Annotated in this window: 25 protein-coding genes; all 25 read right to left on the bottom strand. The window is 68.5% G+C overall.

Going from position 1 to position 19,280, the window contains the following annotated elements:
• Positions 1-4 precede the first annotated feature (4 nt).
• Positions 5-382, bottom strand: coding sequence for a 50S ribosomal protein L18 (gene rplR / locus ACIP9D_RS16460; RefSeq protein ID WP_231393072.1), 378 nt, complete (start codon positions 380-382; stop codon positions 5-7).
• A gap of 8 nt (positions 383-390) precedes the next feature.
• Complete coding sequence (gene rplF / locus ACIP9D_RS16465) at positions 391-933, bottom strand: 50S ribosomal protein L6 (RefSeq protein WP_350871215.1); 543 nt, start codon at positions 931-933, stop codon at positions 391-393.
• 16 nt (positions 934-949) lie between these two features.
• Entirely contained in the window at positions 950-1,357 is a 408-nt protein-coding gene (rpsH, locus tag ACIP9D_RS16470; RefSeq protein ID WP_067301438.1) for a 30S ribosomal protein S8, read from the bottom strand.
• A 95-nt stretch (positions 1,358-1,452) separates the two neighbouring features.
• Positions 1,453-1,638, bottom strand: a complete 186-nt coding sequence (locus tag ACIP9D_RS16475) for a type Z 30S ribosomal protein S14 (RefSeq protein WP_007465272.1) — start codon at positions 1,636-1,638, stop codon at positions 1,453-1,455.
• 1 nt (position 1,639) lies between these two features.
• The gene (rplE, locus tag ACIP9D_RS16480) at positions 1,640-2,209 is read right to left on the bottom strand and encodes a 50S ribosomal protein L5 (protein ID WP_350871213.1); all 570 of its coding nucleotides are present in this window, start codon (positions 2,207-2,209) and stop codon (positions 1,640-1,642) included.
• Positions 2,209-2,529 carry a 50S ribosomal protein L24 gene (rplX, locus tag ACIP9D_RS16485; protein WP_350871211.1) on the bottom strand — a complete coding sequence of 107 codons (321 nt, stop codon included), beginning with the start codon at positions 2,527-2,529 and terminating at the stop codon, positions 2,209-2,211. Before rplX ends, rplE begins: the two co-directional genes overlap by 1 nt.
• Entirely contained in the window at positions 2,526-2,894 is a 369-nt protein-coding gene (rplN, locus tag ACIP9D_RS16490; RefSeq protein ID WP_007073026.1) for a 50S ribosomal protein L14, read from the bottom strand. The genes rplX and rplN overlap by 4 nt, the downstream gene beginning before the upstream one ends.
• Positions 2,895-2,991: 97 nt before the next feature.
• Entirely contained in the window at positions 2,992-3,267 is a 276-nt protein-coding gene (gene rpsQ / locus ACIP9D_RS16495) for a 30S ribosomal protein S17 (RefSeq protein ID WP_350871209.1), read from the bottom strand.
• A complete protein-coding gene (rpmC, locus tag ACIP9D_RS16500; protein ID WP_007465283.1) occupies positions 3,264-3,500 on the bottom strand; it encodes a 50S ribosomal protein L29 in 237 nt (78 codons plus the stop codon). Before rpmC ends, rpsQ begins: the two co-directional genes overlap by 4 nt.
• Positions 3,500-3,925: a 50S ribosomal protein L16 gene (rplP, locus tag ACIP9D_RS16505; protein WP_073834927.1), complete on the bottom strand. Its 426-nt coding sequence runs from the start codon at positions 3,923-3,925 to the stop codon at positions 3,500-3,502. The genes rpmC and rplP overlap by 1 nt, the downstream gene beginning before the upstream one ends.
• A 3-nt stretch (positions 3,926-3,928) precedes the next feature.
• A complete protein-coding gene (gene rpsC, locus ACIP9D_RS16510; protein WP_350871207.1) occupies positions 3,929-4,801 on the bottom strand; it encodes a 30S ribosomal protein S3 in 873 nt (290 codons plus the stop codon).
• Positions 4,801-5,259 (bottom strand): 50S ribosomal protein L22, encoded by a 459-nt coding sequence (gene rplV, locus ACIP9D_RS16515; RefSeq protein ID WP_350871204.1) that lies wholly within the window; start codon positions 5,257-5,259, stop codon positions 4,801-4,803. The genes rpsC and rplV overlap by 1 nt, the downstream gene beginning before the upstream one ends.
• A gap of 40 nt (positions 5,260-5,299) precedes the next feature.
• The gene (rpsS, locus tag ACIP9D_RS16520; protein ID WP_091125151.1) at positions 5,300-5,581 is read right to left on the bottom strand and encodes a 30S ribosomal protein S19; all 282 of its coding nucleotides are present in this window, start codon (positions 5,579-5,581) and stop codon (positions 5,300-5,302) included.
• 12 nt (positions 5,582-5,593) lie between these two features.
• Positions 5,594-6,433 carry a 50S ribosomal protein L2 gene (gene rplB / locus ACIP9D_RS16525; protein ID WP_148793471.1) on the bottom strand — a complete coding sequence of 280 codons (840 nt, stop codon included), beginning with the start codon at positions 6,431-6,433 and terminating at the stop codon, positions 5,594-5,596.
• Between the two features lie 12 nt (positions 6,434-6,445).
• On the bottom strand, positions 6,446-6,748 hold the full coding sequence (gene rplW / locus ACIP9D_RS16530) for a 50S ribosomal protein L23 (protein ID WP_007465304.1): 303 nt from the start codon (positions 6,746-6,748) through the stop codon (positions 6,446-6,448).
• Positions 6,745-7,395, bottom strand: a complete 651-nt coding sequence (rplD, locus tag ACIP9D_RS16535) for a 50S ribosomal protein L4 (protein WP_350871200.1) — start codon at positions 7,393-7,395, stop codon at positions 6,745-6,747. Before rplD ends, rplW begins: the two co-directional genes overlap by 4 nt.
• Entirely contained in the window at positions 7,392-8,057 is a 666-nt protein-coding gene (gene rplC / locus ACIP9D_RS16540) for a 50S ribosomal protein L3 (RefSeq protein ID WP_350871197.1), read from the bottom strand. The genes rplD and rplC overlap by 4 nt, the downstream gene beginning before the upstream one ends.
• A gap of 11 nt (positions 8,058-8,068) precedes the next feature.
• Positions 8,069-8,377, bottom strand: coding sequence for a 30S ribosomal protein S10 (gene rpsJ / locus ACIP9D_RS16545; protein WP_007073037.1), 309 nt, complete (start codon positions 8,375-8,377; stop codon positions 8,069-8,071).
• A 347-nt stretch (positions 8,378-8,724) separates the two neighbouring features.
• Positions 8,725-9,918 (bottom strand): elongation factor Tu, encoded by a 1,194-nt coding sequence (tuf, locus tag ACIP9D_RS16550; protein WP_121653128.1) that lies wholly within the window; start codon positions 9,916-9,918, stop codon positions 8,725-8,727.
• Positions 9,919-10,129: 211 nt separating this feature from the next.
• Positions 10,130-12,226 carry an elongation factor G gene (gene fusA / locus ACIP9D_RS16555; RefSeq protein WP_350871194.1) on the bottom strand — a complete coding sequence of 699 codons (2,097 nt, stop codon included), beginning with the start codon at positions 12,224-12,226 and terminating at the stop codon, positions 10,130-10,132.
• 75 nt (positions 12,227-12,301) lie between these two features.
• A complete protein-coding gene (gene rpsG, locus ACIP9D_RS16560; protein ID WP_091242043.1) occupies positions 12,302-12,772 on the bottom strand; it encodes a 30S ribosomal protein S7 in 471 nt (156 codons plus the stop codon).
• A 1-nt stretch (position 12,773) separates the two neighbouring features.
• Positions 12,774-13,148: a 30S ribosomal protein S12 gene (rpsL, locus tag ACIP9D_RS16565; protein WP_007465318.1), complete on the bottom strand. Its 375-nt coding sequence runs from the start codon at positions 13,146-13,148 to the stop codon at positions 12,774-12,776.
• 710 nt (positions 13,149-13,858) lie between these two features.
• The gene (locus tag ACIP9D_RS16570) at positions 13,859-14,239 is read right to left on the bottom strand and encodes a hypothetical protein (protein WP_350872110.1); all 381 of its coding nucleotides are present in this window, start codon (positions 14,237-14,239) and stop codon (positions 13,859-13,861) included.
• 690 nt (positions 14,240-14,929) lie between these two features.
• Positions 14,930-15,298, bottom strand: a complete 369-nt coding sequence (locus ACIP9D_RS16575; RefSeq protein WP_350871191.1) for a hypothetical protein — start codon at positions 15,296-15,298, stop codon at positions 14,930-14,932.
• 93 nt (positions 15,299-15,391) lie between these two features.
• Complete coding sequence (locus ACIP9D_RS16580) at positions 15,392-19,279, bottom strand: DNA-directed RNA polymerase subunit beta' (protein ID WP_350871188.1); 3,888 nt, start codon at positions 19,277-19,279, stop codon at positions 15,392-15,394.
• Position 19,280 lies beyond the last annotated feature (1 nt).

Below are 19,280 nucleotides of genomic sequence, written 5' to 3' on the forward strand. Positions count from 1 at the left end.
GTTGTTAGAACTCGAGCCCGGCTTCGCGGGCGGCATCGGCAAGCGCGGCGACTCGCCCCGCGTACCGGTTGCCACCGCGGTCGAAGACGACCTTGGAGACACCGGCGGCCTTGGCCCGCTCGGCGAGCAGGGCGCCCACCTTGCCGGCAAGGGCGCTCTTGTCGCCCTCGGCGCCGCGCAGCGACGCGTCCAGGGTCGACGCCGACGCCAGGGTGTGGCCCTTGGTGTCGTCGACGATCTGGGCGACCATGTGCCGCAGCGAACGGGTGACGACCAGGCGCGGACGCTCGGCCGTACCACTGACGTTCTTGCGGACCCGGAAGTGCCGACGCGCCCGCCCGACGGCGCGCTTGGCGGCGACGCCGCGGCGGCGCTTGAGCAGCGTGGCGGTCACTTCTTACCTGCCTTTCCAGCCTTGCGGCGGATGACCTCGCCCTGGTACTTCACGCCCTTGCCCTTGTAGGGCTCCGGCGGGCGGATCTTCCGGATGTTGGCGGCGACCTCACCGACCTGCTGCTTGTCGATGCCAGCAACGTGGAACAGGGTCGGCCGCTCCACCGTGAAGGTGATGCCGTCCGGCGCGGGCACCAGCACCGGGTGCGAGAAGCCGAGCGCGAACTCGAGGTCCTTGCCCTTGGCGGTGACCCGGTAACCAGTGCCGGCGATCTCCAGGCTCTTGCGGTAGCCCTCGGTGACGCCGACGATCATGTTGGCGACCAGGGTACGGCTGAGACCGTGCAGCTCCTTGGCCTTGCGCTCGTCGTTCGGGCGGTTGACGGTCAGCTGACCGTCCTCGCTCCGCTCAACGGTGATCGGCTCGGCCACGGTGTGCGAGAGCTCGCCCTTCGGGCCCTTGACCTTGACGGTCTGCCCGTCGATCGTGATGTCGACGCCGGCTGGTACCGGGATCGACTTACGTCCAATACGCGACATTTCTACCTGTCTCCCGTTACCAGACGAAGGCGAGGACTTCCCCGCCAACGCTCCGCTTGCGGGCCTGCCGGTCGGTGAGCAGCCCCTGGGACGTCGAAATGATCGCCACGCCCAGCCCACCGAGCACCCGGGGGAGCCCGTCCGACTTGGCGTACACCCGGAGACCGGGCTTGGACACGCGCTTGATGCCGGCCAGGCTCCGCTCGCGGTTCTGGCCGTACTTCAGCTCGACGACCAGTCGCTTGCCGACGGCACCCTCTTCGGGCTCCTCGACCAACCAGGTGGCGATGTAGCCCTCGGCCTTCAGGACCTCGGCGATGTTCGCCTTGATCTTGGAGTAGGGCATCGTCACCCGGTCGTGATACGCCTGGTTGGCGTTACGCAGACGCGTGAGCATGTCTGCGATCGGGTCGGTCATCGTCATGGATTTCGTCAACCTTTCTCGCCGGGGTTCCCGCGTTCGCCCGCAGGCCTACGGCGAAGAGACAGTGCAGCTGACGCGCGGAGCGCGCCGGGCTATTACCAGGAAGCCTTGGACACGCCGGGCAGCTCACCGCGGTGGGCCATCTCCCGGATGCACACCCGGCAGAGACCGAACTTGCGGTAGACCGCCTTCGGACGCCCGCACCGCTGGCAGCGGGTGTACGCGCGAACCGAGAACTTCGGCTTCGCGGCCGCCTTGATGATCAGCGCCTTCTTGGCCATCTCAGTTCTCCTTGAACGGGAAGCCCAGGAGCTTGAGCAGCGCCCGGCCCTCGTCGTCGGTCGTGGCGGTGGTGACCACCGTGATGTCCATGCCCCGCTGGCGATCGATCTTGTCCTGGTCGATCTCGTGGAACACCGACTGCTCGGTCAGACCGAACGTGTAGTTGCCGTGCCCGTCGAGCTTGCGCCCGTCCAGACCGCGGAAGTCACGGATACGCGGCAGCGCGATGGAGAGCAGCCGGTCCAGGAACTCCCACATCCGGTCGCCGCGGAGGGTGACCTTCGCGCCGATCGGCATGCCCTCGCGGAGCTTGAACTGCGCGATGGACTTGGTCGCCCGCCGCACCTGCGGCTTCTGGCCGGTGATCGTGGCCAGATCGCGGACGGCGCCGTCGATCAGCTTCGCGTCGCGGGCGGCCTCGCCGACACCCATGTTGACGACGATCTTGACCAGCCGCGGCACCTGCATCGGGTTCGCGTAGTCGTGCTGCTCGCGCAGCTTGGCCACGATCTCGTTGCGGTACCGCTCCTTGAGGCGCGGCATGGTCGTGGTTTCGGTAGCCGTGGTCATCACAGGTCCTTACCGGTGCTACGCGCGACACGAACCTTCTGGCCGTTCTCGTCGATCCGGTACCCGACGCGGGTCGGGTTGCCGTCGGAGTCCACGACCTGCACGTTCGAGACGTGGATCGGAGCCTCCTGGGTGACGATGCCACCGGTCTTGGCGCCACGCTGAGTGGTGCTGATGCGGGTGTGCTTCTTGACCCGGTTCACGCCCTCGACCAGGACCTTGTCCTGCCTCGGGTAGGCCGCGATGACCTTGCCCTTGGCACCCTTGTCCTTGCCGGCGATGACGACGACCGTGTCGCCCTTCTTGACCTTCACGGTCACAACACCTCCGGCGCGAGGGAAATGATCTTCATGAACCGCTTGTCCCGCAGCTCCCGCCCGACCGGGCCGAAGATACGAGTACCGCGCGGGTCCCCGCCGTCCTTGATGATGACGGCGGCGTTCTCGTCGAAGCGGATGTACGAGCCGTCCGGCCGCCGCTTCTCCTTGGCGGTGCGAACAACGACGGCCTTGACGACGTCGCCCTTCTTCACACCGGCACCGGGGATCGCGTCCTTGACGGTGGCCACGATGACGTCGCCGATGCTCGCGTAGCGCCGACCGGAGCCACCGAGAACCCGGATGCACAGGATCTCCCGGGCACCCGTGTTGTCGGCGACGCGCAGTCGCGACTCCTGCTGAATCACGTCTATCTCCTATGTCTGCCGGTTCTCCGGCCGCCGTAGCGGCCGGAGCCTGGCGGAACCCGCGCCCGACGCGACGCCGGGCGAGCTCGAGCCTTCGCTACTTGGCCTTTTCCAGGATCTCCACGACCCGCCAACGCTTGGTGGCGGAGAGCGGCCGGGTCTCCATGATCAGGACCCGGTCGCCGGTGCCGGCGCTGTTCTGCTCGTCGTGCACCTTGAGCTTGCTGGTCCGGCGCATGATCTTGCCGTACAGCGCGTGCTTGACCCGGTCCTCGACCTCGACGACGACGGTCTTGTCCATCTTGTCGCTGACCACCAGGCCCTCACGGACCTTGCGGCGCGAACGCGCGGCGGCGGTGGTGTTCTCGGTCATGATGCAGTCACCTCAGTCGGCGCGGCAGAGAGCCCCAGCTCGCGCTCACGCATGATCGTGTAGATCCGGGCGATCTCCCGACGGATGACCTGCAGCCGCCGGTTGTTGTCCAGCTGCCCGGTTGCGGCCTGCACGCGGAGGTTGAACAGCTCCGCCTTGGCCTCCCGCAGCTTCGTGACCAGCTCCTCCTCGGAGAGCTCACGCAGCTCGGTCGCCTTAACGCCCGCTGCCATCAGGATTCACCCACTTCGCGCGTAACAATGCGGCACTTCATCGGGAGCTTGTGGATCGCGCGACGCATCGCCTCTCGCGCGATCTGCTCGTTCGGGAAGGACATCTCGAAGAGAACCCGCCCCGGCTTCACGTTCGCGACCCACCACTCGGGCGAGCCCTTACCGGAACCCATCCGGGTCTCGGCGGGCTTCTTGGTGAGGGCCTGGTCCGGGAAGATCGTGATCCAGACCTTGCCACCACGCTTGATGTGACGGGTCATCGCGATACGCGCCGACTCGATCTGGCGGTTGGTCACGTACGCCGGCTCGAGAGCCTGGATCCCGAACTCGCCGAACACCACCCGGTTACCACCCTTGGACGCGCCGTGGCGGTCCGGGTGGTGCGGCTTGCGGAAGCCCTTCGGGGGCTTGCGCGGCATCAGCATCTGTCAGCCCTCCTGCTGCGTTTCTGCCGGAGCGGAAGCCGTGGCGGCGACAGCAGCGCTGTCGACCGGCTCGCCGCTCGGCGTCTCGGCCTGCTGCGCGATGGTGGTCGCGGCAGCCCGGCCGGCCTCGGTGCCACCAGCCGTCGTGCCGGACGAACCCGACCGGCCACGGCGCGGACGCTCGGGACGGTCGCCACGCTCGCCACGACGCGGGCGCGACGGACCGGCCTCGGCCGGAGCCTCCCGGCCCGGAACCGCGTCGCCCTTGTAGATCCAGACCTTCACGCCGATCCGGCCGAAGGTGGTACGGGCCTCGAAGAAGCCGTACTCGATGTTGGCCCGCAGCGTGTGCAGCGGAACCCGGCCCTCGCGGTAGAACTCGGTCCGGCTCATCTCGGCGCCGCCGAGGCGGCCCGAGACCTGAACCCGGATGCCCTTGCAGGCCGGGTTCTTCATCGCCGACTGCATCGCCTTGCGCATCGCCCGACGGAAGCTGACCCGGCTGGACAGCTGCTCGGCCACGCCCTGGGCGACCAGCTGCGCGTCCGACTCGGGGTTCTTCACCTCGATGATGTTCAGCTGCACCTGCTTGCCGGTGAGCTTCTCCAGCTCGCCGCGGATCCGGTCGGCCTCCGCACCCTTACGGCCGATGACGATGCCCGGCCGGGCGGTGTGGATGTCGACCCGGACCCGGTCGCGGGTGCGCTCGATGTCGACCTTGGAAATGCCGGCGCGCTCGAGGCCCTTGGACATCATCCGGCGGATCTTGACATCCTCGCCGATGTAGTCCTTGTAGAGCTTGTCCGCGAACCAGCGGGACTTCCAGTCGGTCGAGATGCCGAGCCGGAACCCAGTGGGGTGAACCTTCTGACCCATTACTCGGCGTCCTCCGTCTTGCTCTCCGTCTCGGCCGGTGCGGCCTGCGTCGCCGGGGCGGCCTTCTTCGCCGCGGCCTTCCTCGGCGCTGCCGGCGCGACCGCCTCGACCGCCACGGTGATGTGGCAGGTGCGCTTGCGGATCCGGTATGCCCGGCCCTGCGCCCGCGGCTGGAACCGCTTCATGGTCGGGCCCTCGTCCACGAACGCCTCGCTGACGAGCAGCGCGTCGGGGTCCAGCCGCTCGTTGTTCTCCGCGTTGGCGATCGCGCTCGCGAGCACCTTGTACACCTGCTCGCTCGCAGCCTGCGGCGCGAACTGCAGCACCGTGAGCGCCTCCTTCGCGGGCAGGCCGCGGACGAGGTTGACCACCCGGCGCGCCTTCATCGGCGAGATGCGCACGTGCCGCGCAACCGCCCGCGCGCCCGGAAGCACCGGAGCGTCGCCCTTTCCTGGCATCGCTGTAACCCCTTGATCCTCTATCCGTATGCCCGCGGCGTCAGCGCCGACGGCTCTTCCGGTCGTCCTTTTCGTGACCCTTGAACGTCCGGGTCAGCGCGAACTCGCCGAGCTTGTGCCCGACCATGGCCTCGGTCACGAACACCGGGACGTGCTTGCGGCCGTCGTGCACGGCGATCGTGTGCCCGAGCATCTCAGGGATGATCGTCGAGCGCCGCGACCAGGTCTTGATGACGTTCTTGGTGCCCTTGTCGTTCTGCGTCTCCACCTTCTTGATCAGGTGGTCGTCGACGAACGGGCCCTTCTTCAGGCTGCGAGGCATGTCTTATCTCCCTCAGCCGCGCTTACGCGTGGCGTAGCGGCGGCGGACGATCAGCCGGTCACTCGGCTGGCCCTTACGACGGGTGCGGCCCTCGGGCTTACCCTGCGGGTTGACCGGGTGGCGACCGCCGGAGGTCTTACCCTCACCACCACCGTGCGGGTGGTCGACCGGGTTCATCGCGACACCACGGACGGTCGGGCGCTTGCCCTTCCACCGCATCCGGCCGGCCTTGCCCCAGTTGATGTTCGACTGGTCGGCGTTGCCGATCTCGCCGATGCTGGCCCGGCAGCGCACGTCGACCCGCCGGATCTCACCGGACGGCATACGCAGGGTCGCGTACGCGCCCTCGCGGCCGAGCAGCTGGATGCCGACGCCGGCCGAGCGGGCCAGCTTGGCGCCGCCGCCCGGACGCAGCTCCACGTTGTGGATGGTGGTACCGACCGGGATGTTGCGCAGCGGCAGGTTGTTACCCGGCTTGATGTCCGCGCTCGGGCCCGACTCGACGGCGTCGCCCTGCTTCAGGTCCTTCGGCGCGATGATGTACCGCTTCTCGCCGTCGGCGTAGTGCAGCAGCGCGATCCGCGCGGTGCGGTTCGGGTCGTACTCGATGTGCGCGACCTTCGCCGGCACGCCGTCCTTGTCGACCCGCTTGAAGTCGATCAGACGGTACTGCCGCTTGTGGCCGCCACCGTGGTGGCGCGTGGTGATCCGGCCGTGGGCGTTGCGTCCGCCCTTCTTCGGCAGCGGAGCCAGCAGCGACTTCTCGGGCGTCGACCGGGTGATCTCGGCGAAGTCGGCAACGCTCGAGCCACGCCGGCCCGGCGTCGTCGGCTTGTACTTACGGATAGCCATTGTCTACACCCCTCAGCTGACCGGGCCGCCGAAGGCCTCGATACGGTCACCGTCAGCCAGCTTCACGATCGCCCGCTTGGTCGCCTTGCGCTGACCGAAGCCGGTCTTGGTGCGCTTGCGCTTACCCTGGCGGTTGAGCGTGTTGACCGTCAGGACGCGGACGTTGAAGATCTGCTGGATAGCGATCTTGATCTCGGTCTTGTTCGCGTCCGGGTGCACCAGGAAGGTGTACCAGTTCCGGTTCAGCTCGCTGTAGCTCTTCTCCGAGACGACCGGCGCCACGATGATGTCGCGCGGGTCGGCGATCGTGCTCACTTGCCACCCTCCTCGGTGGTCTCGGCGGGCACGCCCAGGAACTCGTCCAGGGCGTCCTTGGTGAAGACCACGTCGTCGGCCACCAGCACGTCGTACGTGTTGAGCTGGCCGGACTCGATCAGGTGCACCCGCGGCTCGTTGCGCAGCGACACCCAGTTCAGCTCGTCGGTGCTGCTCAGCACGACCAGGACCCGACGGGCCTCGGTGAGCTTGGCCAGCGTGGCCAGGGCCGCCTTGGTCGACGGCTTCTCGCCCGAGACGAACGCCTCGACGACGTGCACCTGCCCGGCGCGGGCCCGGTCGGAGAGGGCGCCACGCAGCGCGGCAGCCTTCATCTTCTTCGGGGTCCGCTGGCTGTAGTCGCGCGGCACGGGACCGTGCACCACGCCACCGCCGGCGAACTGCGGCGCGCGGATCGAGCCCTGCCGGGCGCGACCGGTGCCCTTCTGCTTGTACGGCTTCTTGCCGCCGCCGGCGACCTCGCCGCGGGTCTTGGTCTTGTGCGTGCCCTGTCGGGCCGCCGCGAGCTGGGCCACCACGACCTGGTGCATCAGCGCAACGTTGGCCTGCGCGTCGAAGATGTCGCCCGGCAGCTCGACGGAGCCGCTCTTGGTGCCTTCGACGGTGAGGACGTCAACGGTGGTCACTTGGCCACACCGCCCTTCTTCGCCTTGGTCTTGGCCGCCGTGCGGACCAGAACCACCGCGCCCTTGGGGCCGGGGATGGCACCACGGACGAGCAGGAGGTTGTTCTCGGTGTCGACCGCCTGGACGGTCAGGTTCTGGACGGTGTAGCGAACGCCACCCATCCGGCCCGCCATCCGGGTGCCCTTGAAGACACGACCCGGGGTGGCGCAGGCGCCGATCGAGCCGGGCGAGCGGTGCTTGCGCTCGACACCGTGGCTGGCGCGCAGACCGTGGAAGCCGTGCCGCTTCATCGGGCCGGCGTAACCCTTGCCCTTGGTGCGACCGGTCACGTCGATCGAGACGCCCGCCGGGAACTCCTCGACCGTGACCTCCTGGCCGAGCGAGTAGTCGGCGGCGTCGCTGGTGCGCAGCTCCACGATGTGCCGGCGCGGCGCGACGTCCGCCTTGGCGTAGTGCCCGCTGATCGGCTTCTTCACCTTGCGCGGGTCGATCGTGCCGTACGCCAGCTGGACCGCCGAGTAACCGTCCTTGTTGGCGTCACGAATCTGGCTGATGACGCACGGGCCGGCCTCCACCACGGTCACGGGCACAACGCGGTTGTTGTCCCAGACCTGGGTCATGCCGAGCTTTGCGCCCAGGATCCCCTTAACTTGCCTGTCCATTTGTCCGGTCCCTACAGCTTGATCTCGATGTCGACGCCAGCCGGCAGGTCGAGGCGCATGAGCGAGTCGACCGTCTTGGGGGTCGGGTCGATGATGTCGATCAGCCGCTTGTGCGTACGCATCTCGAAGTGCTCGCGCGAGTCCTTGTACTTGTGCGGCGAGCGGATGACGCAGAAACGGTTGATCTCCGTGGGCAGCGGCACCGGGCCAGCGACCTGCGCCCCGGTACGCGTCACCGTCTCGACGATCTTCCGAGCCGAGGAGTCGACGACCTCGTGGTCATAGGCCTTGAGCCGGATGCGGATCTTCTGTCCCGCCATGGTGGCTTCTGTTCCTTCTCTCGATGCCGCTGTGTTGCGGGCGCCTGTGCCGGCTGGCACAGGCCCACTTCGCCGACCCCCGCGGTCGGGCGTGTCGCGCCCTCGGGCCAGGCTCCGCCCCGAGCTCCGGAGCGGTCCGACCACGCGGTGGGTCAAGGCGTCGATCGCGCTACCGCGACCTGAACGCCGTGCGAGGGTGGTTGGCAGCGAGGCTGCCAACCACCCCACGCTCGACTGTCCTGCCGCCCGGAGGTTCGACGTAGCCGAACACGGGCAACGAACTGCCGTTACGCAACCTGACTAGTATGCCGCACGACCGGCGGCGGGTCTAATCGGGGTTACCTAGCTCACTTGATGATCTTGGTGACGAACCCGGCGCCGACGGTGCGGCCACCCTCGCGGATCGCGAACTTGAGGTTCTCCTCCATGGCGATGGGCTGGATCAGCTTCACCGTCATGGTGGTGTTGTCACCCGGCATGACCATCTCGGTGCCCTCGGGGAGCGTGACGACACCGGTGACGTCCGTGGTCCGGAAGTAGAACTGCGGACGGTAGTTCTGGAAGAACGGGGTGTGCCGGCCGCCCTCCTCCTTGGAGAGGATGTAGACGGTCGCCTCGAACTCCGTGTGCGGGGTCGTGGTGCCCGGCTTGACGACCACCATGCCGCGCTCGACGTCCTCGCGCTTGATGCCACGCAGCAGCAGACCGACGTTCTCGCCCGCGCGGGCCTCGTCGAGCAGCTTGCGGAACATCTCGATGCCGGTGCAGACCGTCTTCTGCGACTTCTCGCGGATACCGACGATCTCCACCTCCTCGTTCGGCTTGAGGATGCCGCGCTCCGCGCGACCGGTGACGACCGTGCCACGACCGGTGATCGTGAAGACGTCCTCGATCGGCATCAGGAACGGCTTCTCGGTCTCGCGCTCCGGCTGCGGGATCGCGGTGTCGACCGCGGTCATCAGGTCCAGGAGCTTGCCGGTCCACTCGGGGTCACCCTCGAGGGCCTTCAGCGCCGAGACCCGGACGACCGGCAGGTCGTCACCCGGGTACTCCTGCGAGGAGAGCAGCTCGCGGACCTCGAGCTCGACGAGCTCCAGGAGCTCCTCGTCGTCGACCATGTCGCTCTTGTTGAGCGCCACGACGATGTACGGCACACCGACCTGACGGGCCAGCAGCACGTGCTCGCGGGTCTGCGGCATCGGGCCGTCGGTCGCCGCCACCACCAGGATCGCGCCGTCCATCTGCGCGGCGCCGGTGATCATGTTCTTGATGTAGTCAGCGTGACCGGGGCAGTCGACGTGCGCGTAGTGCCGCGCCTCGGTCTGGTACTCGACGTGCGCGATCGAGATCGTGATGCCGCGGGCCTTCTCCTCCGGCGCCTTGTCGATCTCGTCGAACGGCGTGTACGGGTTCAGGTCCGGGTACTGGTCGTGCAGGACCTTGGTGATGGCCGCCGTCAGCGTCGTCTTACCGTGGTCGATGTGACCAATGGTGCCGATGTTGACGTGCGGCTTAGTCCGCTCGAACTTCGCCTTCGCCACTGGTGTCCTCCTGTGGACTTCTTGGTTCGTACGCCCGGCGCGCCGGTCGGCGCTTAGGACTCTGTCGACAGCCTTTCCGGCCTGGCGGCCGGAGAGCTTTGTGGGTTCTGCGGCGGTGAAGCCTACAGGCCCGGTCTCACACAACCCGACCGTGGTGGTCGCGGGCGGGAAGACCCTCCCGCGACCGTCCACGGACCATCAGCTCAGGTGATTACTCACCCGTCGCCTTGGCGATGATCTCCTTCGCCACGCTCTGCGGAACCTCGGCGTAGGAGTCGAACTGCATGCTGTAGCTAGCCCGGCCCTGGGTCTTCGACCGCAGGTCGCCGACGTAGCCGAACATCTCCGACAACGGCACCAGGGCCCGGACGATGCGGGCGCCGCTGCGCTCCTCCATCGCCTGGATGATGCCGCGGCGGGAGTTGAGGTCGCCGATGACGTCACCCATGTTCTCCTCAGGAGTGGTGACCTCAACAGCCATCATCGGCTCGAGCAGCGCGGGGTCGGCCTTGCGAGCCGCCTCCTTCATCACCATCGAGCCGGCGATCTTGAATGCCATTTCCGACGAGTCGACCTCGTGGTACTGACCGTCCAGCAGCGTCAGCTTGACACCCACCAGCGGGAAGCCGGCGAGAATGCCGTACTGCATCGCGTCCTGGGCGCCCGCGTCCACCGACGGGATGAACTCCCGGGGGATACGACCACCGGTGACGGCGTTGGCGAACTCGTAGGTCGGCGAGTCGTTGTCCAGCGGCAGCGGCTCGACGCTCACGATCACGCGGGCGTACTGGCCGGAACCACCGGTCTGCTTCTTGTGGGTGTACTCGATCTTCTCCACCTTGCGGCGGATCGTCTCGCGGTACGCCACCTGCGGCTTACCGATGTTCGCCTCGACGTTGAACTCGCGGCGCATCCGGTCGACCAGGATGTCCAGGTGCAGCTCGCCCATGCCGGAGATGACCGTCTGACCGGTCTCCTCGTCCAGCTTGACGCGGAAGGTCGGGTCCTCCTCGGCCAGCCGCTGGATGGCGGTGCTGAGCTTCTCCTGGTCGGCCTTGGTCTTCGGCTCGATGGCGACCTCGATGACCGGCTCCGGGAAGGTCATCGACTCCAGGATGACCGGGTTCGCCGGGTCGCACAGCGTGTCACCGGTGGTGGTCTGCTTGAGACCCTGCACCGCGATGATGTCGCCAGCCTGGGCCGAGCCGCGCTCTTCCCGCTTGTTGGCGTGCATCTGGTAGATCTTGCCGATGCGCTCCTTGCGGTCCTTGGTGGAGTTGACCACCTGGGTGCCGGTCTCGACCACGCCGGAGTAGACCCGGACGTAGGTCAGCTTGCCAAGGTGCTTGTCGGTCTGGATCTTGAAGGCCAGGCCGGAGAAGGGCTCCGACTTGGACGGCTTCCGCTGCATCGGGGTCTCGCCGTCGGTGGCCGTACCCTCGATCGCCGGAACGTCCAGCGGCGACGGCAGGAAGTCGACGACGGCGTCGAGCATGGGCTGCACGCCCTTGTTCTTGAACGCCGAGCCGCAGAGCACCGGGTTGGCCTTGCTGGCGATGGTGGCGCGCCGGATGGCGGCCTTGATCTCCTCGACGGAGATCTCCTCGCCCTCCAGGTACTTCTCCATCACCGCGTCGTCGACGTCGGCCAGGGTCTCCATCAGCTTCTCGCGCCACTCCGCCGCGGAGTCGGCCAGCTCGGCCGGGATCTCCTCGATGGCGTAGTCCTCACCCTTCTGGGTCTCCCCGCGCCAGGTGAGGGCGCGCATGCCGATCAGGTCGACGACACCGATGTGGTCGCCCTCGAGGCCGATCGGGATCTGGAGCACCAGCGGGGTGGCGTTGAGCCGGTCGATCATCATCTGCACGCAGCGGAAGAAGTCGGCACCGGTCCGGTCGAGCTTGTTGACGAAGCACATCCGGGGGACGTGGTACTTGTCAGCCTGCCGCCAGACGTTCTCCGTCTGCGGCTCCACGCCGGCGACGCCGTCGTAGACCGCGACCGCACCGTCCAGCACCCGCAGCGACCGCTCGACCTCGACCGTGAAGTCGACGTGACCGGGCGTGTCGATGATCTGGATCGTGTGGCCCTTCCACTCACACTTGGTGGCAGCGGAGGTGATGGTGATGCCACGCTCCTGCTCCTGCTCCATCCAGTCCATGACGGCAGCGCCCTCGTGGACCTCACCGATCTTGTACGTGATACCGGTGTAGAACAGGATCCGCTCGGTGGTCGTGGTCTTACCGGCATCGATGTGCGCCATGATGCCGATGTTGCGTACGTTGGCGAGCGCGTCTGCGGCGGCCACTTCAATCCCTACTTATCGTCGTCTCGACTCAACTGGTGGCGGTTCCGGCGCCGGTCCGGCGCCGGAACCAGGGTGTTACCAGCGGTAGTGCGCGAAGGCCTTGTTGGACTCGGCCATCTTGTGCGTGTCCTCGCGCCGCTTGACGGCGGCACCCAGACCGTTGCTCGCGTCCAGCAGCTCGTTCATCAGCCGCTCGATCATGGTCTTCTCGCGACGGGCCTTGGAGTACGTCACCAGCCAGCGCAGACCGAGGGTGGTCGCGCGGGCCGGACGGACCTCGACCGGCACCTGGTAGGTCGCGCCACCGACACGGCGGCTGCGCACCTCGAGGGTCGGCTTGACGTTGTCCATCGCCCGCTTCAGGGTGACGACCGGGTCGGTGCCGGACTTCTCGCGGCAGCCCTCCAGGGCGGCGTACACGATGCGCTCGGCGAGCTGACGCTTGCCGCGCATCAGGATCTTGTTCACCAGCTGGGTGACCAACGGCGAGTTGTACACCGGGTCAGCGACCAGCGGCTTCCGCGGAGCGGGTCCCTTACGCGGCATGTCAGCTCTTCTCCTTCTTCGCGCCGTAACGGCTGCGCGCCTGCTTGCGGTTACGGACACCCTGGGTGTCCAGCGAACCGCGAACGATCTTGTAACGCACGCCCGGGAGGTCCTTCACACGACCACCGCGGACGAGCACGATCGAGTGCTCCTGCAGGTTGTGCCCCACGCCCGGGATGTAGGCGGTCACCTCGATCTGGCTGCTGAGCTTGACACGAGCGACCTTGCGCAGCGCCGAGTTCGGCTTCTTGGGGGTGGTGGTGTACACGCGGGTGCACACGCCGCGCCGCTGAGGGGAACCCTTCAGCGCCGGGGTCTTGGTCTTGGTCGTCTTGGCCTGGCGGCCCTTTCGGACCAGCTGCTGGATCGTGGGCACCGGGTTTCTCCGCTCCCTTCGGCCGCGATGTCGCGACCGCGCCGTCTGCCGAAGCCGACCTGATGATCGGCTCTCCTACATTCCGACCAGGGCCCCGCAGGGAGGTCCCGGCACCCGCGGTCGGGCGTGTCGCCCAGCTCACGGTCCCGGTGCCGACGCTTGCGCGCGTACCGGGGTCTGTCACCGGCACGCGGGTCGCCCCGAGCCGGGTCTTTGGCTTGTGTCGTGCTGTCGCTCGATCTCCGGATCACCGGCTCCAGCGCACGCACGAGTTGCCCGGGCAGGCCCGGGCACAAGGGGAAAGGTTACCTACCACAGCCGCCCAGGTCAAAACGGAGTGGTCCGCCGAACCACGCCGCCGCGGCCGTCGGGATCTGTCCCGCCTGCGCACCCCTGATGGGCACCTACGGATACAAGTGTACCGGCTTCGCCGGAGTACGGCCCGTCGGCCCCGGGAGGTCAGTGCCACCCCACCGGCACCGGCAGCATCAATCCGGCCGCGCGACCTCCGGCACCATCCGCACGACTGGGCACCGGGCACCCCGGCGTCACAGCCGTCCCGGCGCGATTCGCCCCCCAGTGAGACGAGTCACCCCCGGGGCGCCGGCACGGTCGACTCCATGTCGCCGACGTGGGGCTGTCCCGGGGCCCAGGACACACCCATGTCGGCGACCCGGAGTCGATCAAGCTGCCGATCCTGGGCGGCGTTGTCAGGTCAGGGAGACGAGCAGGGCCAGGCCCAGGCCGAGCAGGCTGAGCAGCAGGCCGGCGCCGCCGCAGCTCACCCCGGCCACGGCCAGTCCCCGGCCGCTGAAGCGCACCGCCGGCGGCGGCGCCGGACGGCGGATCTGGCGCATGGCGAGCAGGCCGGCAACGATCGCGCCGGCCCCGGTGAGCGAGCCGAGCAGGGTGAACGCGCCGGCAGCCCAGACGCCGGTCCAGCTGGACCCGGTCACGCCGAAGCAGATGACCAGCACCGAGACCAGGATCGAGACGATGCCCACCACCAGCGCGCCCACCGCCAGCCCGGAGGTGACCGGCGGCACGTCGAGGTGCACCACGCCGTACGGGGTGCCGGGCACCGGCTCCACCCGCTTCGGCGGAAGGCGCTGGGCGTCCGTGGGCGGCGGTGGCAGCTGTGGGCCAGGCGACGAGGCGGGCGGCGCGCCCCAGCCGGCGGGGAGGGGCCCGTGCGCCGCGCCGTGGCCGGCCGGCACCAGCGATCCCCCGCCCGAAGGGCCCGATGCGGTACCCCAGCCGGGCGGTTGCTGCGCCTCCCACGGCGCGCCCGGGCCGGGCGGCACCGGCGAGGCCCCGCCGGTCGGGCTCGGGGTGGTACCCCAACCGGGCGGGTGCTGCGCACCCCACGCCGTCGGCGGACCCCAGCCGGCGGGCACCGGCGGCGGACCCCAGTCGGCCGCTGTCGGTGGCGCGCCCCAGCCCGGCGAATTCGGGGCACCCGGCGCCGACCCGGGGGCACCCCAGCCGGCTGCCGGCATGGGCGAGGTGTCTCCGCCGGGCGGTGGCGACGGCGGTGCGCCACCCGACGGCGGCGGTGTGAAGGCGGCTGGCGGCTCGCCCGCCCGGTCCGTGGAGTCCGCGGGGCCTGACGCGCCCGGGTCCGGGAGGTCGGACGGACGCGTGGGGTCACCCGATGGGGGCCGCGCCGGTTCCGTCACGGGCTTCTCCTCCTCGACAGGGCCGCCACCGACGCGGCGGACACCGGCCAGGCTACCGCCGGGGAACACGCCCACAGCCGCTGCGGGCCACTCCCCCGCCGGTCAGTCAACGTTCGCGGGATAGTCGTGCCCGAACGGCGCTTCGGCCAGCCGGACCACCGCGATCACCACCACGGCCACCAGGCTGACCGCGGCGAGCACCAGCCCGGCCCAGGCGAGCCGCTCCCCCCGTCGCAGCCAGGCCGCGCCGGTCAGGAAACCCCCCGAGGCGTACGCCTCGCGACGCGCCTGCCGGGCGAGCTGCAGCGCCACCGTGGCCGGCACCAGTCCGCCGATGAACAGGCCGGTCAGCGCGGCGATCAGGCCGAGCGCGAAGACGGCCCTGGCCTTCGTCGCGCGGACCGGGTCGGGGTCCAGCGGGTGGCGCGTCCCGTGCTCCGCGACGGGTGCCTGCCCGGGAGCGGTCGTCATACCCCCATCATGCCGAACCGGGCGGCGGCCGCGTACCGGTCCGGACGCGACGAGGCCCCCGGCAGGTGCCGGGGGCCTCGTCGTTAGTGCTGCTTAGCGGTACGACCCGAAGTCGAAGTCGTCCAGCGGAACCGCCTGCCCGCTGGCCGGCCCGAACCCGTAGTCGGTCTCCGGGTAGCCGGTCATCGAGTAGACCTTGGCCTTCGCCTCCTCGGTCGGCTCCACCCGGACGTTGCGGTACTTGCTGATGCCGGTACCGGCCGGGATGAGCTTACCGATGATCACGTTCTCCTTGAGGCCGACCAGCGAGTCGCTGCGCGAGTTGATCGCAGCGTCGGTCAGCACCCGGGTGGTCTCCTGGAAGGAGGCCGCCGAGAGCCAGGAGTCGGTGGCCAGCGAGGCCTTGGTGATACCCATCAGCACCGGACGACCGGCGGCGGGCTCGCCGCCCTCCGAGACGAGTCGGCGGTTCTCCGACTCGAACAGCGCCCGGTCGACCAGCACACCCGGCAGGAACTCGGTCGCGCCGGAGTCGATGACCGTCACCCGCTTGAGCATCTGGCGAATGATGATCTCGATGTGCTTGTCGTGGATGAGCACGCCCTGCGAGCGGTAGACCTCCTGGACCTCCTGGGTCAGGTGGACCTGGACCGCGCGCGGACCGAGGATGCGCAGCAGCTCGTGCGGGTCGATGGTGCCCTCGGTGAGCTTCTCGCCGACCTCGACGTGACCGCCGTCGTGGGTCCGCAGCCGGACCCGCTTGGAGATCTTGTCGTAGACGATCTCGTCGCTGCCGTCGTCCGGCACCACGATGATCTTCCGCGAGCGCTCGCCGTCCTCGATCCGGATCCGGCCGGGGGTGTCGGCGATGGGCGCCTTACCCTTCGGGACCCGGGCCTCGAAGATTTCCTGGACACGCGGCAGACCCTGGGTGATGTCCTCACCCGCGACACCACCGGTGTGGAAGGTACGCATCGTCAGCTGGGTACCCGGCTCACCGATCGACTGGGCGGCGATGATGCCGACCGCCTCGCCGACGTCCACGGTCTTGCCGGTCGGCAGCGAGCGGCCGTAGCACGCACCGCAGACGCCCAGCTTCGACTCGCAGGTGAGCACGCTGCGCACCCGGACCGTCTCCACCCCGGCGGCGACGATCTTGTCGACCCCGATGGAGTTGATGTCCTGACCCCGCTCGGCGACGACGGTGCCGTCCGGCCCCTTGATGTCGTCGGCCAGGGTACGGGCGTGCACGCTGGTCTCGGCGTGCTCGTGCACGACCAGCTTGCCGTCCACCCGCTCGCCGATCTGCATCGGGATCGCCCGGTCGGTGCCGCAGTCTTCCTCGCGGATGATGACGTCCTGCGACACGTCCACCAGACGACGGGTCAGGTAACCCGAGTCGGCGGTACGCAGCGCGGTGTCGGCGAGACCCTTACGGGCACCGTGCGTGGAGATGAAGTACTCCAGCACGGAGAGACCCTCCCGGTAGCTGGCCTTGATCGGCCGCGGGATGATCTCACCCTTCGGGTTGGCCACCAGACCACGGATCGCCGCGATCTGCCGGAGCTGGAGCAGGTTACCGCGAGCACCCGAGTTGATCATCTTCCACAGCGGGTTCTCCTGCGGCAGCGCGGTGTCCATCTCCTTGGCGACCTCGTTGGTCGCCCGGGTCCAGATCTGGATGAGCTCGCCGCGACGCTCCTCCGGGGTCATCAGACCACGCTGGTACTGCTTGTCGATCTGGTCGGCTTCCTTCTCGTACCGAGCCAGGATCTCCGCCTTGCGCGGCGGCGCGATGACGTCCTCCATGCCGATCGTCACGCCGGACCAGGTGGCCCAGTGGAAACCGGCCTCCTTGAGCCCGTCGAGGGTGGCGGCCAGCGCCACCTTCGGGAAGCGCTCGGCGAGGTCGTTGACGATCGCGGAGAGCTGACCCTTGCGGATCTCGTAGTTCACGAAGCGGTAGCCCGGGGGCAGCGTCTCGTTGAACAGGACCCGGCCGAGCGTGGTCTCCACGGTCAGCGTGTCGCCCTCGGTCCAGCCCTCCGGCGCGGTCCACGGCTCGGCGCCGGCACCGTTGTCGACGCCGACGACGTCCCGCAGCCGGATCTTCACCGGGGTCTGCAGGTGCAGCTCGCCGTTGTCGTACGCCATCCGCGCCTCGGCGTCCGAGCTGAACGCCCGGCCCTCGCCCTTCCCACCAGGGGTGAGGTGGGTGAGGTGGTAGAGACCGATGACCATGTCCTGGGTGGGCATGGTGACCGGCTTGCCGTCGGCCGGCTTGAGGATGTTGTTCGACGACAGCATCAGGATCCGCGCCTCGGCCTGCGCCTCGGCGGAGAGCGGCACGTGCACCGCCATCTGGTCACCGTCGAAGTCGGCGTTGAACGCGGTGCAGACCAGCGGGTGGATCTGGATCGCCTTGCCCTCGACCAGCTGCGGCTCGAAGGCCTGGATGCCCAGGCGGTGCAGGGTCGGCGCCCGGTTGAGCAGCACCGGGTGCTCGCCGATGACCTCCTCCAGCACGTCCCAGACGACCGGGCGCTGCCGCTCGACCATCCGCTTGGCGGACTTGATGTTCTGCGCGTGGTTGAGGTCGACCAGCCGCTTCATCACGAACGGCTTGAACAGCTCCAGCGCCATCTGCTTGGGCAGGCCGCACTGGTGCAGCTTGAGCTTCGGGCCGACCACGATGACCGAACGGCCGGAGTAGTCGACGCGCTTGCCCAGCAGGTTCTGCCGGAACCGGCCCTGCTTGCCCTTGAGCATGTCGGAGAGCGACTTCAGCGGACGGTTACCCGGACCGGTGACCGGCCGGCCGCGGCGGCCGTTGTCGAACAGCGCGTCGACGGCCTCCTGGAGCATCCGCTTCTCGTTGTTGACGATGATCTCGGGCGCGCCGAGGTCGATCAGGCGCTTGAGGCGGTTGTTCCGGTTGATCACCCGGCGGTACAGGTCGTTCAGGTCGGAGGTCGCGAAGCGGCCACCGTCCAGCTGCACCATCGGACGCAGGTCCGGCGGGATGACCGGCACGCAGTCGAGCACCATGCCGAGCGGCGAGTTGCGGGTGTTCAGGAACGCCGCCACGACCTTGAGCCGCTTGAGCGCCCGGATCTTCCGCTGCCCCTTGCCGGAGCGGATGGTCTCGCGAAGGCTCTCCGCCTCGGCGTCGAGGTCCATGTTCTGGACCAGCGCCTTGATCGCCTCGGCGCCCATGCTGCCGGTGAAGTACTCGCCGAACCGGTCCCGCAGCTCGCGGTAGAGCAGCTCGTCGGTGACCAGCTGCTTCGGCTCAAGCTTGCGGAAGGTGTCCAGCACCTCGTCCAGGCGGTCGATCTCGCGCTGGGCCCGGTCGCGGATCTGGCGCATCTCGCGCTCTCCGCCCTCCTTGACCTTGCGCCGGACGTCCGCCTTGGCACCCTCGGCCTCAAGCTCGGCCAGGTCGGCCTCGAGCTTGGCGGCCCGCTTCTCGATCTCCGAGTCGCGGCTGTTCTCGGCCTGCCGCTTCTCGGCCAGGATCTCGTTCTCGATCGTCGAGAGGTCACGGTGACGCGACTCGGCGTCCACGCTCGTCACGACGTACGAGGCGAAGTAGATGATCTTCTCGAGGTCCTTGGGGGCGAGGTCCAGCAGGTAGCCCAGCCGGCTCGGCACGCCCTTGAAGTACCAGATGTGGGTGACCGGAGCGGCCAGCTCGATGTGACCCATCCGCTCGCGGCGGACCTTGGACCGGGTCACCTCGACGCCGCAGCGCTCGCAGATGATGCCCTTGAACCGGACCCGCTTGTACTTACCGCAGTAGCACTCCCAGTCCCGCTGCGGACCGAAGATCTTCTCGCAGAAGAGCCCGTCCTTCTCCGGCTTCAGGGTGCGGTAGTTGATGGTCTCCGGCTTCTTGACCTCGCCGTGCGACCACTGACGGATGTCGTCGGCGGTCGCCAGCCCAATTCGCAACTCGTCGAAAAAGTTGACGTCGAGCACG

It is taken from the genome of Micromonospora sp. NPDC093243, assembly GCF_044753725.1.
Classification (GTDB): Bacteria; Actinomycetota; Actinomycetes; order Mycobacteriales; family Micromonosporaceae; genus Micromonospora.

Bases quoted from the DNA above. Each gene is read 5' to 3' on its own strand.
- rpmC (WP_007465283.1), bottom strand. From the start codon at position 3,500: ATGGCAGCGGGCGTTAAGGCGACCGAGCTGCGTGAGCTCTCCGAGGAG.
- ACIP9D_RS16475 (WP_007465272.1), bottom strand. From the start codon at position 1,638: ATGGCCAAGAAGGCGCTGATCATCAAGGCGGCCGCGAAGCCGAAGTTC.
- ACIP9D_RS16575 (WP_350871191.1), bottom strand. From the start codon at position 15,298: ATGACGACCGCTCCCGGGCAGGCACCCGTCGCGGAGCACGGGACGCGC.
- rplB (WP_148793471.1), bottom strand. From the start codon at position 6,433: ATGGCTATCCGTAAGTACAAGCCGACGACGCCGGGCCGGCGTGGCTCG.
- rplC (WP_350871197.1), bottom strand. From the start codon at position 8,057: ATGGACAGGCAAGTTAAGGGGATCCTGGGCGCAAAGCTCGGCATGACC.
- rpsJ (WP_007073037.1), bottom strand. From the start codon at position 8,377: ATGGCGGGACAGAAGATCCGCATCCGGCTCAAGGCCTATGACCACGAG.
- rpsS (WP_091125151.1), bottom strand. From the start codon at position 5,581: ATGCCTCGCAGCCTGAAGAAGGGCCCGTTCGTCGACGACCACCTGATC.
- rpsC (WP_350871207.1), bottom strand. From the start codon at position 4,801: ATGGGTCAGAAGGTTCACCCCACTGGGTTCCGGCTCGGCATCTCGACC.
- rplE (WP_350871213.1), bottom strand. From the start codon at position 2,209: ATGACCACGGCTACCGAAACCACGACCATGCCGCGCCTCAAGGAGCGG.
- rplP (WP_073834927.1), bottom strand. From the start codon at position 3,925: ATGCTGATGCCGCGCAAGCCCCCGAAGGGCTTCCGCAAGCCGCACCAC.
- rpsH (WP_067301438.1), bottom strand. From the start codon at position 1,357: ATGACGATGACCGACCCGATCGCAGACATGCTCACGCGTCTGCGTAAC.
- rpsQ (WP_350871209.1), bottom strand. From the start codon at position 3,267: ATGACCGAGAACACCACCGCCGCCGCGCGTTCGCGCCGCAAGGTCCGT.
- rpsG (WP_091242043.1), bottom strand. From the start codon at position 12,772: ATGCCGCGTAAGGGACCCGCTCCGCGGAAGCCGCTGGTCGCTGACCCG.
- rplF (WP_350871215.1), bottom strand. From the start codon at position 933: ATGTCGCGTATTGGACGTAAGTCGATCCCGGTACCAGCCGGCGTCGAC.
- rplV (WP_350871204.1), bottom strand. From the start codon at position 5,259: ATGCCAGGAAAGGGCGACGCTCCGGTGCTTCCGGGCGCGCGGGCGGTT.